The sequence below is a fragment of the Rufibacter ruber genome, assembly GCF_001647275.1.
Classification (GTDB): domain Bacteria; phylum Bacteroidota; class Bacteroidia; order Cytophagales; family Hymenobacteraceae; genus Nibribacter; species Nibribacter ruber_C.
Genome location: NZ_LRMM01000061.1, coordinates 19,781 through 33,821, shown reverse-complemented (window position 1 = coordinate 33,821; position 14,041 = coordinate 19,781). Strand labels below are relative to the sequence as shown.

The following is a 14,041-nucleotide window of genomic DNA, read 5'->3' as shown; positions in this document are numbered from 1 at the left end:
CGTTTTTTAGCCTGTTTTCCTGAAAACAGGCCGAAAACGCATTTCCCGGGATTCCCTCTCCCTGAGGGAGAGGGCTAGGGTGAGGGGCAGCGCTGGCTATGCAGCAAAGGCTACTGGCGCAGACGCTCGCAGGTCCTCCAGACGCTACGAGGTCTTTTGAGCAGACGCTTCATCAACTATGGCGCAAAAGTTACTTAGATGGTGTTCATCTTGCTTTACCAGTTGCTTTGCCACATGAACAGTTTTCCCTCCTCCTACCCTTCCCCCTCAGGGAGAAGGAACTCTGCTGATCTGTTTTAGAGCTGTTTTTCTGAAAACAGCCCAAAACAGAAAACCCTCCCAAGTTATGCCACCGTAAGGGCGCTGCTGGCAATACTTCTAGCTGCTGCCTTGCCTGTGGTGACCGTTTGTGTTTTGGAGCTGTTTTTGAGAAAACAGCCCCAAAACACAAACTCGCGCGCCCTCTTGCCAATGCCTGTAGAAGCGGCTATCTTACAGGAAGTTTCCAACCCCTTGCCGCGCCGCTATGAAATGGATAAGAGCTCTTCTTGTCACCGCTTTCACCCTTGCCCTCGTGTATGTGCTGAACCGGACCCACGGAATTATTCCGGCGCTGGGGCCGCTGCTGAGCCCGTATGAAGGGTTCTGGCGTCACGAGACAGACCCTGATTTCCGCTCTGCGGAGTTATCCCTGGGGGGGCTGCAGCAGCCGGTGCAGGTGCGGTTTGACTCGCTGCGGGTGCCGCACATCTTCGCGCAGAATGACCATGACCTGTACTTTGCGCAGGGGTACCTCACCGCCAGAGACCGCCTCTGGCAGATGGAGTTCATGACCCGCGCCGCCGCCGGCAGATTGTCTGAGGTGATTGGCGCGCAGACCCTGGAGATGGACCGCTACCAGCGCCGCATGGGCATGGTGGTCTCAGCAAAGGCCTCTCTCCAGCGCATACAGGCAGATCCGCAAAGCAGAGCCGTGATGGAAGCCTACACCGCCGGTGTCAACGCCTATATTGACCAGCTTTCGCCGCGCGATTACCCCTTTGAGTACAAAGTACTGCATTACGCGCCCGAGCGATGGTCGGGCCTCAAGATTGCCTTGCTGCTCAAGATGCTGGCGTTTGACATGACGGGGTACTCAGATGACCTGCGCATGACCAACACGCTGCGCAAATTCGGCGCAGCCGTGGTGAAAGACCTGTTCCCCCACTACCCTTTCCGGGAGGAGCCTATTGTACCGGCGGGAACCGGCGCTGCTTTCACCCCGCTGCCTGTTCCGCCTACGCCGGCGCAGTACCTGGCCGGGGCCGCCGCACATGCGCTGGAACGGCAGAAGCCTGAGAACCTGGGCAGCAACAACTGGGCGGTGGCGGGCTCTAAAACGGCCAGTGGTTACCCGCTGCTGGCGTCAGACCCGCATCTGGGCCTCAGCCTGCCCTCTATCTGGCACGTGGTGCAGCTGCATGCGCCGGGTATCAACAGCTACGGGGTGATTATTCCCGGGCCCCGGGCGTGGGCATTGGTTTTAACCGAAACATAGCGTGGGGCATGACCAACGTGGGGGCCGATGTGCTGGACTGGTATGAGGTCAAGTTTCAGGACGCACGGCGGCAGGGTTACTGGCACAACGGCAGGTTAAAACCAGTTAGGCACCTCATAGAGCGCATCAAGGTAAAAGGGGGCCAAACGGTGGTTGACACGGTTCTTTACACCCACCACGGCCCCGTGGCGTATTTGCCCCATGAAAAGCCGTTCAGAAGCAGTAGCACCCCCACCGGGCACGCCATCAGGTGGACCGGCCATGACACTCAGAACGAACTCAAGACGCTGTACGCCGTGAACCGCGCCCAAACCTATCCGCAATTCCGCGAAGCGCTGAAAACCTGGGCCGCCCCTGCCTTTAACTTCGTCTATGCAGATTCGCAGAACATTGCCATAATCTCTAATGGGCTGTTTCCGCTGAAATGGCCGGGCCAGGGCCAGTTTCTGCTGGACGGCACCAACCCCGCCCATGATTGGCAGGGCTGGGTTCCCATGGAGCAGGTGCCGCAGGTGCTGAACCCGGCGCGGGGCTTTGTGAGCTCGGCCAACCAGACGCCTGTCCACCCGAAGGACTACCCGTACTACCTGGGTTCCAGCTTTGCGGGCTATGAACGCAGCGCGCGCATTAACCAGCGCCTTTCGGCCATGACGCAGGCCACGCCAGACAGTTTCCGGCGGCTGCAGACAGACACCTACAGTTTTGTGCCCCAGAATGTGCTGCCCACGCTGTTGCAGTTGATCCAGCAGGAATCTCTGAATGCCAAAGAGAAAACCGCCTACCAAACCCTTTCCCGCTGGAACTACTTCTATGATGCCGACCAAACGGCGCCGTATCTGTTTGAGCAATGGTGGCAAGCGTTCGCAACGGCGGTCTGGGCCGATGAATTCCCCGCAGACACATTCAAGGCCCCCGGCCCCGACCGCCTGGTGCAGCTGCTCTTACACGAGCCCAACGCCCGCTGGTTTGATGACGTGACCACCCCGCAGAAAGAAACCGTGACGGACGTGGCTGCTACCACTTTTAAGAAGGTGGTAGAAAACCTGCCTGCTGCTGCGGCGCAACTACGCTGGGGCAAAGCCAAAAAATCTGCCATCAGGCACCTGGCGCAGCTGCCGGGCTTTGGGCAGGAACTGAATACCGGCGGAAGCGCCAACTCCATTAACGCCCTCAACGGCAGCCACGGCCCCTCCTGGCGCATGGTGGTGCAGCTGGGGCCGCAGGTGCAGGCGTGGGGCGTGTTCCCGGGTGGCCAAAGCGGCAACCCCGGCAGCCGTTTCTATGATAATTTGCTAGATGACTGGCAGGCGGGCAAGTTGCACCGGTTGCTGTTCTTGCAGGGTATAGACGATAGAAAGGAACAGACAGGTGTGGTGTGGGTAATGAAGGGGAAGTAGTTTAGTTGTTCGTTATCCGTTCTTAGTTGTTCGTGGAGATGCTTGCCTTATTAATTTCTTCCCCGCTCTTGTCATTCTGGAAGAATCTTGTGGGCGAATTAGAAAAGCCTTTGGTGATAGCTACTACCGTTCGCCACCAAGATTCTTCCAGAATGACAGAAGAATGTAAAAAACACATTATAGAACTTGCTACCAAAACCAAACCGTTATGCTCTTCCTCTTCATTCTTCTCTTCAGCCTCCTGGCCCAATTCTTCCTGCCGTGGTGGTCTATAGCCGTGATCTGTTTTGCCATGGCGTTCTGGAAGGCGCACCGCGGGGGGCAGGCGTTCTTTTCTGGTTTTACCGCCATTGCGGTGACGTGGCTGGGAGCGGCGCTGTTCTGGCACATGGTGACAGACGGTATTCTAAGCACGCGGGTAGCAGCTATGTTCAGCCTGAACTCGCCGTGGCTGTTGCTGGCGGTAACGGTGCTGCTGGGCGGGATTGTGGGTGGCTTGAGTGCATTGTCCGGGTTTCTGGTGCGGCGGGCGTGGCGTAGTGTTTTTGGCCTGTTTTCAGGAAAGTAGGCCAAAAACGCCAGTTCAAAAGACCTTGTAGCGTCCGGAGGACCTGCGGGCGTCTGTGCCAAAAAGCCCAACCTACAACACCACTAGCCTCTTAGTTCAGTCCATGGCGTTTCTGGGCTGTTTTTCCCAAATCAGCCCGGAAACAGCCGCATCCCAAAGCCCCAACCTCTTTTATCTGAACAACAATTTCAAGCTAAAAATCCGCTTTATTATCCAACCAGAAGGCTTTTCTCACTTTCCTGGAAAAAATTTCCTAACCCGCTGTAATGACTTCCGCCCTTGGGCGTCTCTGTATTTGAATGGACTTACAAGAGTTTAAAAGCAAAGTACTCCCAAGCAAGCAGAAGCTCTACCGGCTGGCGCTGTTCATGCTCCAGAACAAGGAGGAGGCTGAGGATATTTTGCAGGACGTGTTCCTGAAACTCTGGACCAACAAGCACAAGTTGCATGCCTACGCCAGCATTGAGGCGTTTGCCATGAGCATCACCAAGAACCTGTGCCTGGACAAACTCAAAAGCCGCAAGAACAAGCAGATGGTAGATGTGAGTGACATGGACTTGAATTCTGGGGAGCAGACGCCCTATCAGCGCTATGAACTGGCAGACCAGGTGCACAAGGTGCAGGAACTGGTGAAGGAACTACCGGAGCAGCAGCGGGTCATTCTGCACCTGCGCGACGTGGAAGGCTACTCATATGAGGAGGTGGAACAGGTCACCGGCATGAACGTGAACGCCATACGGGTAGCCCTGTCCAGAGCCCGGAAAAGCGTGCGGGACGGACTTTTAAAGCTAGAAAATTATGCCCTTTGAACAGATAGAAGCCTTACTGGAGAAATACTACAACGGCGAGACGTCTCTGGAAGAAGAGAACCAGCTCAAGGAATTCTTCCGGCAGACCAAGCTCCTGCCAGACCACCTCAAGGTGCACGCCGTCCAGTTTGAGCACTACGGCCAGGAGCAGGAGGTAGAACTGGACAAGTTTCTCTCAGATGACTGGCTCTTTGAGAAGATTGAGCAGCCCCAACTACAAGTTTCATCGGCGGCGCCGATGCAGCAGCACTGGTTCCGGCAATACTCCTGGCAGATAGCGGCCAGCATCACGTTACTATTGGTGGCGTTCTGGGCGGGCAATTACTTCCGGCAGGATTCTTCGCTCACCCCGGCCCCCAAAGATGTAGCGGCCGTGCAGCAACAGTCTAAGGCGCAGGAAACAACGCCTATACAGGCAACTGCACCTGCCCCGGAGAACACGGCCCTGACCACCGCCGCAACAGCAACAGAGGCAGATGTAGAGAAGAAGCAAGAAAGCAATTTCACGCCATCGCCGCGGCAGAAGCCCAGAACCGTATGGGCGGCCAGTACTACGGTGAGTGCCTCGGCCAGCGACCGGCTGCAGCTGGTGACCCAGGAGCTGGAAACCAACGGCCTCACGCCAGACGAGAGCAGGAAGGTGATCAGGCAGCTCATCAAGACCATGAACCATGACAACAACGTGAACGTGCGGCTGGCGGCCACTGAGGCGCTGTACCAGTTCAGGGAGCAGCCCGAGGCGCGCAAAGCCATTATTCAGTCGCTGGGCAACCAGACAGACCCTATGATGCAGGTCACATTGATTGAGATGATCATCAGCCTGAAAGAGAAAACCGCCATCCCGCACCTGCAGAAACTCACCGGCCGTGATGATTTATTACCTATTGTAAAATTCAAAGCACAAGAGGGTCTTGGCACCCTTATCTAACCACATAATCAGTTACCCACATGAAAAAATCAATAGCACTAGCATGGGCCTGCCTCCTGCTTACCGGAACTTGCTTTGCGCAAACCGCCACGGGCGGCGGCAGCAAAACCGCAAAAACCGCTGAGAGTAATCTTAGAACCTATAAAATCAAGCTGGGCACCGGCAAAGACAAGCAGGTGCAGCTCACCATGTTCAACAGCGAAGTAGCCATTGAAGGTTACAACGGGGACGAGGTGATCATTGAAACCAGAGACTACACAGCCCCGCCCAAACGCGCCGAAGGCCTCAAGCCCCTCTACAACCAGATGGAAGACAACACCAATCTGGGGCTGTCTGTAGAGAAGAAAGGCAATATTGTAACCATTGCCAAAGCCTCCAGAAACGATGGGAAATTCACCATCAAAGTTCCCAGGAACGCGTCTGTGCTGTACAAGGAAACCAACTGGACGGGCGGCGACCTCACCATCTCCAACCTGGACGGCGAGATTGAAGCCAAACTGAACAACGCTGAGGCTACCTTCACCAACGTCTCGGGTCCGGTGGTGGCCAACACCACCGCAGGCTCCCTTAAAGTAGTTTTCTCTGCTATAGACCAAAACAAACCCAGCGCGCTTTCGTCGGTGGCCGGGGAGATAGACGTTACCCTGCCCGCCAACACCAAAGCCAATTTCAAGCTCAAATCTCTGCAGGGCGAAATCTACACAGACTTTGACATGGACCTGAAGCGCAGTGACAAAGGCAACCTGGCCGTGATTGGCGGCGGCGGCAACATTGACGGCAAAACCAACGGCGGCGGCGTAGAAATCAACGTGCAGAGCATCTCCAGCGACATTTACATTAGAAAGAAGAAATAAGCCCACCCCAATGGGAGAAGCATAGGGACCGGGGCATGCGCCAGACATAACGTGCACCGCCTGCCCTTCCCGGCTTCTTCCAGCACCGCCCCAGAAAAGACCCCTCCCGCTTCTGTCTTTACAGTCACCCCTCCTTCTAACCTATTCATCTTATGAAAAAATTAATAATGGCCGCCCTGCTGCTGTGGGGCTCCCTGGCCGCGCATGCCCAAAAAAAAGTGGTGGAGAAGACCTTCGCCCTGCCTGCCTCCAAGAAAGTGAACCTGCACCTCAAGTTTGCCAATGACATTAAGCTCACCGCCTGGAACAAAAATGAAGCCCTCATCAAGGTGTGCTATGAAATCAACGGCGGTCAGCTGAACGAAGCAATGGTCCTGACCTTTGAGGACGCCCCAGACCAGCTGAACGTATTGGCCAACCTCAAGCATGAGCTGTTCAAAGACGTTAAAAGTGACAGCCTCCACTGCCCAGACGGGTACAGCCGCAACTTTGGCAACTACAACACCAAAACCGGCAAAGCCACCAACTTCGCCTGCACCCGCATTGACTATGAAATTTTCCTACCCCGCCACGCCAACGTCACGCTGAAAACCATTAGCGGCAATGTGGAGGTGCGTGGCCTCACCGGCCCCGTCAGCGCCAAATCCATCAGCGGGTTTGTAGACATGGACTGGCCCACCCAGCAGGGCGCCGCCGTCTCCCTCAAAACCATCACCGGTGAAGTGTATTCAGATCTGGAGATTGCCCTGAACGGGAAACACCAGGAGGCGCCCATGGTGGGCTATGACCTGAAAGGGAAAGTACAAGAAGGCGGCCCCACCGTGAAACTGGAATCTATCAGCAATGACATTTACTTCCGGCGGAAAAAGTAAGGGTGTTTTGGGGCTGTTTTCAGAAAAACAGCCCCAAAACAGAAAACTGCCCTTTACCCCGCCCGCAGACTTCCCGCCCGCCAGGGCTGGCTCCCAATGATCCACGTGGAAACGCAGCCAGAAAGGTCTTCCTTCCCATTTTACACATGTGCCCTCTGGCTTACCGGTGTCTCCTGCCAGAGGGGAGAAAATAGAAAAACCTGTTTTTGACCTGTTTTTCAGAAAACAGCGCCAAAAACGCACCGCCTCTCAGAGCCCCCCACCCTATCCCCTAAAAACCTTATTCCGCTGGAACTATGAAAAAAAGATCCCTCTTTTTGCCGGGTCTGCTATGCCTTTGCCTTTCGGTTTTGGTGGCAAGCCTCGCCCAAGCCCAGGCACCACCGTCAAATTCCCTTTCCGCCAAGGGCGAAGGGAAAATCTCTGGCCTGGTCAAAGATTCCATCAGCGGCAAGCCGGTGGCCTATGCCACGGTGGCGCTGATGAAGAAAAACACCACCCAAACCGTAGACGGCACCCGCACAGACGGGCAGGGGCAGTTCAACTTCTCCGGAGTGGCCGCAGGAGAATACACGGTCATGTGCAGCTTGCTTGGGTATGCGGCCAAAACGGTGCAGAGCGTACCTGTCACGGCGCAGAACCCAACCCTGCACCTGGGGGAAATACAGCTGACCCCCGCGGTGAACCAACTGCAGGAGGTGACGGTGGTGGGGCAGAAACCGCTCATAGAAGACAAAGGCGACCGGCTGGTGTACAACGCAGACCAGGACCTCACCAACACGGGCGGCAATGCGGCAGACGTGCTCCAGAAAGTGCCGTCGCTCTCGGTAGACGGGGACGGGAACGTGCAGCTGCGCGGAAGCTCCAATGTGCGGGTGCTCCTCAACGGCAAGGCGTCTACCATTCTGGCCACCAACCTGGCAGATGCGCTCAAGCAGATTCCGTCTGACCAGATCAAGAGCGTAGAGGTCATGACCACCCCATCGGCCAAATATGACGCGGAGGGCACGGCGGGCATTATCAACATCATCACCAAGAAGAACCACCGGCAGGGCGTGAGCGGGAGCGCAGGATTCACGGCCGGCACCCAGAACAACAGCCTTTTCAGCAACACCAGCCTGCGCCGCCGCCAGCTGGGCATCAACGTAAACCTGAACACGTTTCATTATGCGGTGCCCAGGGGGTACGGCATGTACCGTGCTGAGAGAACAGAAGGCGTTGAGCGCCTCACCACCCAGACCGGCGACGGGAAAGTGTACGGCGGGGGCGGTTCGGCGCAGCTGGGCCTGGAGTATGAACTGGACTCTATGAACTTTCTGGCCGCGGGGTTTCAGCTCAATCTGGGCCGCTACCAGGGCAACGGGCAGCAGGAAACGCTTTCCCCAGAACCAGCGCCCCTGCACCGTATTTCCCACACCAGCGCCTTTGAGTTTGTCCCCTTCAGCACAGATGCCAACCTGGAGTACACGCACATTTTCAGCCCGCGGCAAGAATTCACCCTGCTGGGGCAGCTCAGCCGGTTTGACTTAGACAACCTGGTGCGGCAGGAGCAGCTCAATGCCCGTGACCAGCTGTTCTACCAGCAGCACAACACCAACGCCAGCCTGAACCATGAAACCACCCTGCAGGCAGATTATACGCACCCGTTTTCGCCTAAAACAACCCTGGAGGTGGGCGCAAAAACCATCATCCGCCGGGCGGAAAGCAACGCGCAGTATGACATCAGGTTCCCGCTGGAGAACCGCGCCGCGCCAGAAGACAACATTTTTGAGTACCGGCAGCACGTGCTGGCGGGGTATGCAACCCTGGCCTTTGCGCTGGGCAAGAAGAACCACCTGAAAACGGGGCTCCGGTATGAGCGCACCCGCCTCAACGGCGACTTTTCCAGCACGGGCACCTTTTTAGAGGAAACCTACCAGAACATGATTCCCAGCGTGACCCTCTCCCGCACCGTAAAAGAAAACCAGACGGTGAAACTCAGCTACACGCAACGCATACAGCGGCCCCACATTTTCCTGCTGAACCCGTACCGGGACAGCCGCGACCCCAAGAGCATCTTCTTCGGGAACCCTGAACTGGAGCCAGAGCTCACCCACCTCTATGAAGCAGGCTACAGCACCTTCTACAAGACCAGTTCGGTGACCACCAGTGTGTACCTGCGCCAGGTAGACAACACCATACAGCCGGTCACGCCGGCCATTGAAGAGGGCGTGGCGCAGAACACCTATGGGAACGCGGGCAGACTCCTGAGCTACGGCCTAAATGTGGCCGGCTCTACCAAACCGGTGCCCGCCTGGAACCTTAGCGGCAGCGCCAATGTGTATTTCAACCAACTGCAGGGGGAAGGCTACAGGAACAACGGCTGGCAGTACAACCTTACCCTCAGCACCGGCTATGACCTGGGGAAAGGCTGGAGCAGCCAGTTCTCCGGGGGCTTCAATTCGGCCAGGGTTACCCTGCAGGGCCACGCCTATGCCACAGGCTACCACAGCCTGGCGGTGAAAAAGGAGCTGTTCCAGAAGAAAGGCAGCGTGACGCTGGGCCTGAACAACCCGTTTACCGCCTACATCAACTCCGGCTATGCGTTAGAAACCGCCGCTTTTACCCAGAGAAATGAGAACCTGAACTACAACCGCGCTGTGCGCCTGAGTTTTGACTACAAATTTGGCCAGGCAGACGCGAAGAAGGCCCCGCGCAAGAAGAAAACCATCAGGAACGATGATCTGAAACAGGGCGAGTAGTGCAATGAGGAAGGGAGAGCATGAGTGAATGCGGGCTCAGAATAAATTTCCTAAAGAGCCTGCCATCTCCATGGCCCTGTGCACACTAGCTCAGGGAAAAAATGTAGTTTTGTTTGGGACAGCGCACGGTTTCCGGTTGGAGCCGTGCGTCTGTTTTAGGCCTGTTTTCAGAAAAACAGCCCGAAAACAGAAATTCCCTTGCCGTTTCTGGCCTCTTTTCCGCAAATTGGGCCTAAAACAAAAACACTTCCCCTCATGCGGTACGCGCTCACCAACGGCACCATCTACTCTGGCTACACCACCGCCCAAGGCTATGCGGTCTTGTTTGAACAGGACAAAATCATTGGCGTGGTGCAGACCGATGAAATTCCGGCAGACACCACGCGCCTAGACGCGCAGGGCGGCCTCATCTGCCCCGGCTTTGTAGACCTGCAGGTGAACGGCGGCAACGGCATTTATTTCACCCAGTTCCCCACGCCAGACAGCCTGAACTCCATCAGAGACGCGCACCTGCAGTACGGCACCACCAGTTTCCTGCCCACGGTCATCTCCGCGTTTCAGGACCGGATTCTGGAAACCATTGAAGCGGTACGGGCAGCCATGCAGCAATACCCCAGCACGTTTCTGGGCATGCACCTGGAGGGGCCTTTCTTCCATCCGGAGAAGCCTGGCGCGCATGACGTGGCCTGTATCCGGAACGCCACCCACGCAGAGCTGGACGTGTTGCTGGAAGCTGGCAAAGACGTACTCAAATACCTCACCCTGGCCCCGGAATGCGCCGAGGAAAGCGTGTTGCAGCGGCTCGCAGACAGCGGAATAGTTTTATCTGCCGGGCACAGCCTGGCCACCTATGACCAGGCCATGCATTTCTTCCGGAACGGGGTCACCGCCGTCACCCACCTCTACAACGCCATGTCTGGCCTGGACACCAAAAGCCCCGGCTTAGCTGCCGCTGCCTTAGATTACGGCCAGGCCTGGACGGGCATTATTGTAGACGGCGAACATTGCCACCCCTACGCCGTGCGGCTGGCCAAGAAGATGCTGGGCCAGAAACTGCTGCTCGTCTCAGACTGCGCCGCCTGCGTGAACTCAGATATTGAATACTCAGAGTTCGGGAATTTCAAAGCGTACTACCGCAACGGCCGCTGTGAGACCGAAGACGGCCGCCTGGCGGGCTCGGCGCTCACCATGCTCCAAGCCGTGCAGAACACCGTGAACATGGTTGGGCTGGAGCTGGATGAAACGCTGCGCATGGCCACGCTTTACCCCGCGCAGGTTCTACACATGGAGCACCAGGTAGGGCAGTTGGTGGCAGGGGCCGCGGCCAACATGGTAGTCCTGAACCAGGAACTGGAACTGCAGCAGGTGTGGGTAGACGGGCAGCCGGTACCGCTGACTCCCAGATAAGTCGCACCCGTTTTGGAGCTCTTTTGGGAAAACTAAGCCAAAAACGGAAACTTCTTCGTTCTTGAAAGACGAGGACTGGGAAACCAGCCTTGGTGTAAAAGAAATGCAAAGCCTTTACTGAAAACCACCCTATGAACATCATCACCATTACCCTGAACCCCGCCGTTGACAAGAGTACCCGCGTAGAGGCGGTGGCCCCAGAGAAAAAGCTGCGCTGCGAGAAACCTGTCTTTGAACCGGGCGGCGGCGGCATCAACGTCTCCCGCGCCATTAAAAAACTGGGCGGCGAGTCCTGCGCGTGGTTCTTATCTGGGGGTGCCACCGGCGAGAAGCTGGGCGAGTTGATGCAGGCCGAAGGTGTTTCTTTCAGAGCCTTTTCCTGCGCCGAAGCCACCCGCGAGAATTTTGCCGTGTATGAAACCTCCTCGGGGCAGGAATATAGATTTGGCATGCCCGGCCCGGAGATTGCCGAGCACGAGTGGAAACAATTGTTACAGGCCTTGGAGGAACTGGAAGACGTGCCCCAGTTTGTGGTGGCCAGCGGCAGCCTTTCGCCCGGCGTGCCTGATGATTTTTACGCCCAGCTGGCCGAGGTAGCTGTGAAAAAAGGCTTCAAACTGGTAGTAGACACTTCGGGAGCCGCGTTAATCAAAGCCGCCGGGGCGGGTATTTACCTGCTCAAACCCAACCTGAACGAACTGGCCGCCCTGGCCGGTAAAGAACATATCACCGCCAAAGAACAGGAAGAACTGGCCCAGCAGGTGCTGGCAGAGGGCAAAAGCCAGGTGCTGGTGGTTTCTTTGGGTGCCCGCGGTGCCATGCTGGCCACCAAAGACGGGTTTGAATATGTGACGCCGCCCACCGTGAAGCTGCAAAGTGCCGTGGGCGCCGGCGACAGCATGGTAGGCGGTATGGTCCTGAAGCTCTCAGAAGGCTGGGCGTGGCCAGACGTGATTCGGTACGGCGTGGCCACGGGCACCGCCACCACCATGACCCCGGGCTCTGAACTCTGCCGCAAACCAGATGTAGAGGAAATCTATGCCTGGCTGAAAGCCCGAAGCTAGTTTGTCATCTTTCCTCAGAAGCATTCTTTGATTTTCTGTTTTCGGGCTGTTTTTGGAAAAATAGCAAAAACAGACTTCCCCCCCTTTCCCTCCCCAAGAGAATCTAGTTGATTCTTGCATTCCTGCCTAACATGCATTAAACTTAATGTGGCAAACCTTTCTTGCCACACCACCTGATACTCCACTAACCAAACAAACCTTGAAACGAAGAGATTTTATTGGATTGACCGCCATGGGCGTAGGAGGGCTGATGCTTTCCGGCATCCCCACGTTCGGTCACGAGATTGACCCCGCGCGCGCCCTGGAGCCGGTAGACGTAGCCCTGCACAAACGCCTGGCAGACGTGGCCCTCAACACCGCCAAAAGTAAAGGTGCCACGTACGCCGATGTGCGCATTGGCCGGTACCTGGCCCAGAACATGTTCACCCGTGAAAAGCAGGTGCAAGGCATTAGTACCACTGAGTCTTACGGCGTAGGCGTGCGCGTGATTGCCAACGGTACCTGGGGCTTTGCCGCCACCTCAGACGTGAGCGATAAAGGCATTGCCAAAGCCGCCGAGCAGGCCGTGGCCATCGCCAAGGCAAATTCTAAATTGCAGAAGGAGCCGGTGCAACTGGCCCCGCAACAAGGCTACGGCGAGGTGAGCTGGAAAACGCCTATCCAGAAAAACGCCTTCTCGGTACCGGTTTCTGAGAAAGCAGATTTGCTTTTAGCGGCCAACGCGGCTGCGCTGGCCGGCGGCGCCAACTTCGTGAACTCGGCGCTGTTCCAGATCAATGAGCAGAAGTATTTCGCGTCTACAGACGGTTCTTACATTGACCAGGACATTCACCGCATCTGGCCTAACTTCACGGTAACCGCCGTAGACAAAGCCTCTGGCAAGTTCAAAACCCGCGAGGCCCTGAGCGCGCCCATGGGCATGGGTTATGAGTACCTCACCGTGAAGGCCCCCACCATGAAAGGCCCTGAAGGCACCGGCTTAGTGGGTTATGACAAATACTATGATATAGTGGCAGACGCCCGTCTGGCCGCCAAGCAGGCTCGCGAGAAACTCACGGCTAAGTCGGTAATGGCGGGTAAATATGACCTGGTGCTGGACCCTAACCACCTGGGCCTGACCATCCACGAAAGTGTGGGTCACCCGCTGGAGCTGGACCGCGTGCTGGGCTACGAGGCCAACTACGCCGGAACCTCCTTCGCCACCCTGGACAAGTGGAAAACCAAGAATTTCCCGTACGGCAGCAAGCACGTCACCATCTTCGCCGACAAAACCCAACCTGGTTCTCTGGGCGCGGTAGGTTATGATGACGAAGGCGTGAAAACCAAGCGTTGGGACCTCATCAAAGACGGAACATTGGTGAACTACCAGGCCACCCGTGACCAGGCCCACATCATTGGGGAGAAAGAATCGCACGGCTGCTCGTACGCCGACAACTGGAGCTCCGTGCAGTTCCAGCGCATGCCCAACGTGTCTTTGGCGCCGGGCAAGCAGAAACTGAGCGTGGATGAGATGATCAAAGACGTGAAACGCGGTATTTACATCGCGGGACGCGGCTCTTACTCCATTGACCAGCAGCGCTATAACTTCCAGTTTGGGGGGCAGCTGTTCTACGAGATCAAAGATGGCAAAATTGTGGGTCCGCTGGAAGACGTGGCCTACCAGAGCAACACCCAGGAGTTCTGGAACTCCTGCGCCGCCGTCTGTGACGAGAGCGATTACCGCCTGTTCGGGTCGTTCTTTGACGGCAAAGGCCAGCCTAGCCAGGTGAGTGCTGTTTCGCACGGCTCTGCCCACACCCGCTTCAACGGCGTGAACGTGATCAATACTGGAAGGAAAATCTAGCGATTTTCCTTCCTGTATTGA

General features: G+C 56.6%; 9 protein-coding genes and 1 pseudogene. All 10 read left to right on the top strand.

From position 1 onward, the window contains the following. Positions 1–526: 526 nt before the first annotated feature. The 10 genes and pseudogenes from A8O25_RS17960 to A8O25_RS17915 all read left to right on the top strand — a co-directional run bounded on the left by A8O25_RS17960 (position 527) and on the right by A8O25_RS17915 (position 14,020). Positions 527–2,934: pseudogene (locus tag A8O25_RS17960) on the top strand (penicillin acylase family protein). Positions 2,935–3,142: 208 nt separating this feature from the next. After that, entirely contained in the window at positions 3,143–3,502 is a 360-nt protein-coding gene (locus A8O25_RS17955; protein WP_066837787.1) for a hypothetical protein, read from the top strand. A gap of 299 nt (positions 3,503–3,801) precedes the next feature. Beyond that, positions 3,802–4,311, top strand: coding sequence for an RNA polymerase sigma factor (locus tag A8O25_RS17950; RefSeq protein ID WP_066837784.1), 510 nt, complete (start codon positions 3,802–3,804; stop codon positions 4,309–4,311). Then, complete coding sequence (locus A8O25_RS17945) at positions 4,301–5,239, top strand: HEAT repeat domain-containing protein (RefSeq protein ID WP_066837780.1); 939 nt, start codon at positions 4,301–4,303, stop codon at positions 5,237–5,239. Before A8O25_RS17950 ends, A8O25_RS17945 begins: the two co-directional genes overlap by 11 nt. 20 nt (positions 5,240–5,259) lie before the next feature. Then, positions 5,260–6,093, top strand: a complete 834-nt coding sequence (locus A8O25_RS17940) for a DUF4097 family beta strand repeat-containing protein (protein WP_074987995.1) — start codon at positions 5,260–5,262, stop codon at positions 6,091–6,093. A 152-nt stretch (positions 6,094–6,245) separates the two neighbouring features. Further along, on the top strand, positions 6,246–6,965 hold the full coding sequence (locus tag A8O25_RS17935) for a DUF4097 family beta strand repeat-containing protein (protein ID WP_066837779.1): 720 nt from the start codon (positions 6,246–6,248) through the stop codon (positions 6,963–6,965). Positions 6,966–7,261: 296 nt separating this feature from the next. Continuing rightward, on the top strand, positions 7,262–9,706 hold the full coding sequence (locus tag A8O25_RS17930) for a TonB-dependent receptor (RefSeq protein ID WP_066837777.1): 2,445 nt from the start codon (positions 7,262–7,264) through the stop codon (positions 9,704–9,706). Positions 9,707–9,961: 255 nt separating this feature from the next. Further along, a complete protein-coding gene (gene nagA, locus A8O25_RS17925; RefSeq protein WP_066837791.1) occupies positions 9,962–11,113 on the top strand; it encodes an N-acetylglucosamine-6-phosphate deacetylase in 1,152 nt (383 codons plus the stop codon). A 131-nt stretch (positions 11,114–11,244) separates the two neighbouring features. Next, entirely contained in the window at positions 11,245–12,177 is a 933-nt protein-coding gene (locus A8O25_RS17920) for a 1-phosphofructokinase family hexose kinase (protein ID WP_066837775.1), read from the top strand. A gap of 199 nt (positions 12,178–12,376) precedes the next feature. Beyond that, positions 12,377–14,020 carry a TldD/PmbA family protein gene (locus A8O25_RS17915; protein ID WP_066837773.1) on the top strand — a complete coding sequence of 548 codons (1,644 nt, stop codon included), beginning with the start codon at positions 12,377–12,379 and terminating at the stop codon, positions 14,018–14,020. Positions 14,021–14,041: the final 21 nt, after the last annotated feature.

What these genes read in the sequence shown, in the direction of transcription:
- A8O25_RS17955 (WP_066837787.1), top strand. Translation starts at nt 3,143, where the DNA reads ATGCTCTTCCTCTTCATTCTTCTCTTCAGCCTCCTGGCCCAATTCTTC.
- A8O25_RS17930 (WP_066837777.1), top strand. Translation starts at nt 7,262, where the DNA reads ATGAAAAAAAGATCCCTCTTTTTGCCGGGTCTGCTATGCCTTTGCCTT.
- A8O25_RS17935 (WP_066837779.1), top strand. Translation starts at nt 6,246, where the DNA reads ATGAAAAAATTAATAATGGCCGCCCTGCTGCTGTGGGGCTCCCTGGCC.
- A8O25_RS17920 (WP_066837775.1), top strand. Translation starts at nt 11,245, where the DNA reads ATGAACATCATCACCATTACCCTGAACCCCGCCGTTGACAAGAGTACC.
- A8O25_RS17940 (WP_074987995.1), top strand. Translation starts at nt 5,260, where the DNA reads ATGAAAAAATCAATAGCACTAGCATGGGCCTGCCTCCTGCTTACCGGA.
- A8O25_RS17950 (WP_066837784.1), top strand. Translation starts at nt 3,802, where the DNA reads ATGGACTTACAAGAGTTTAAAAGCAAAGTACTCCCAAGCAAGCAGAAG.
- nagA (WP_066837791.1), top strand. Translation starts at nt 9,962, where the DNA reads ATGCGGTACGCGCTCACCAACGGCACCATCTACTCTGGCTACACCACC.
- A8O25_RS17945 (WP_066837780.1), top strand. Translation starts at nt 4,301, where the DNA reads ATGCCCTTTGAACAGATAGAAGCCTTACTGGAGAAATACTACAACGGC.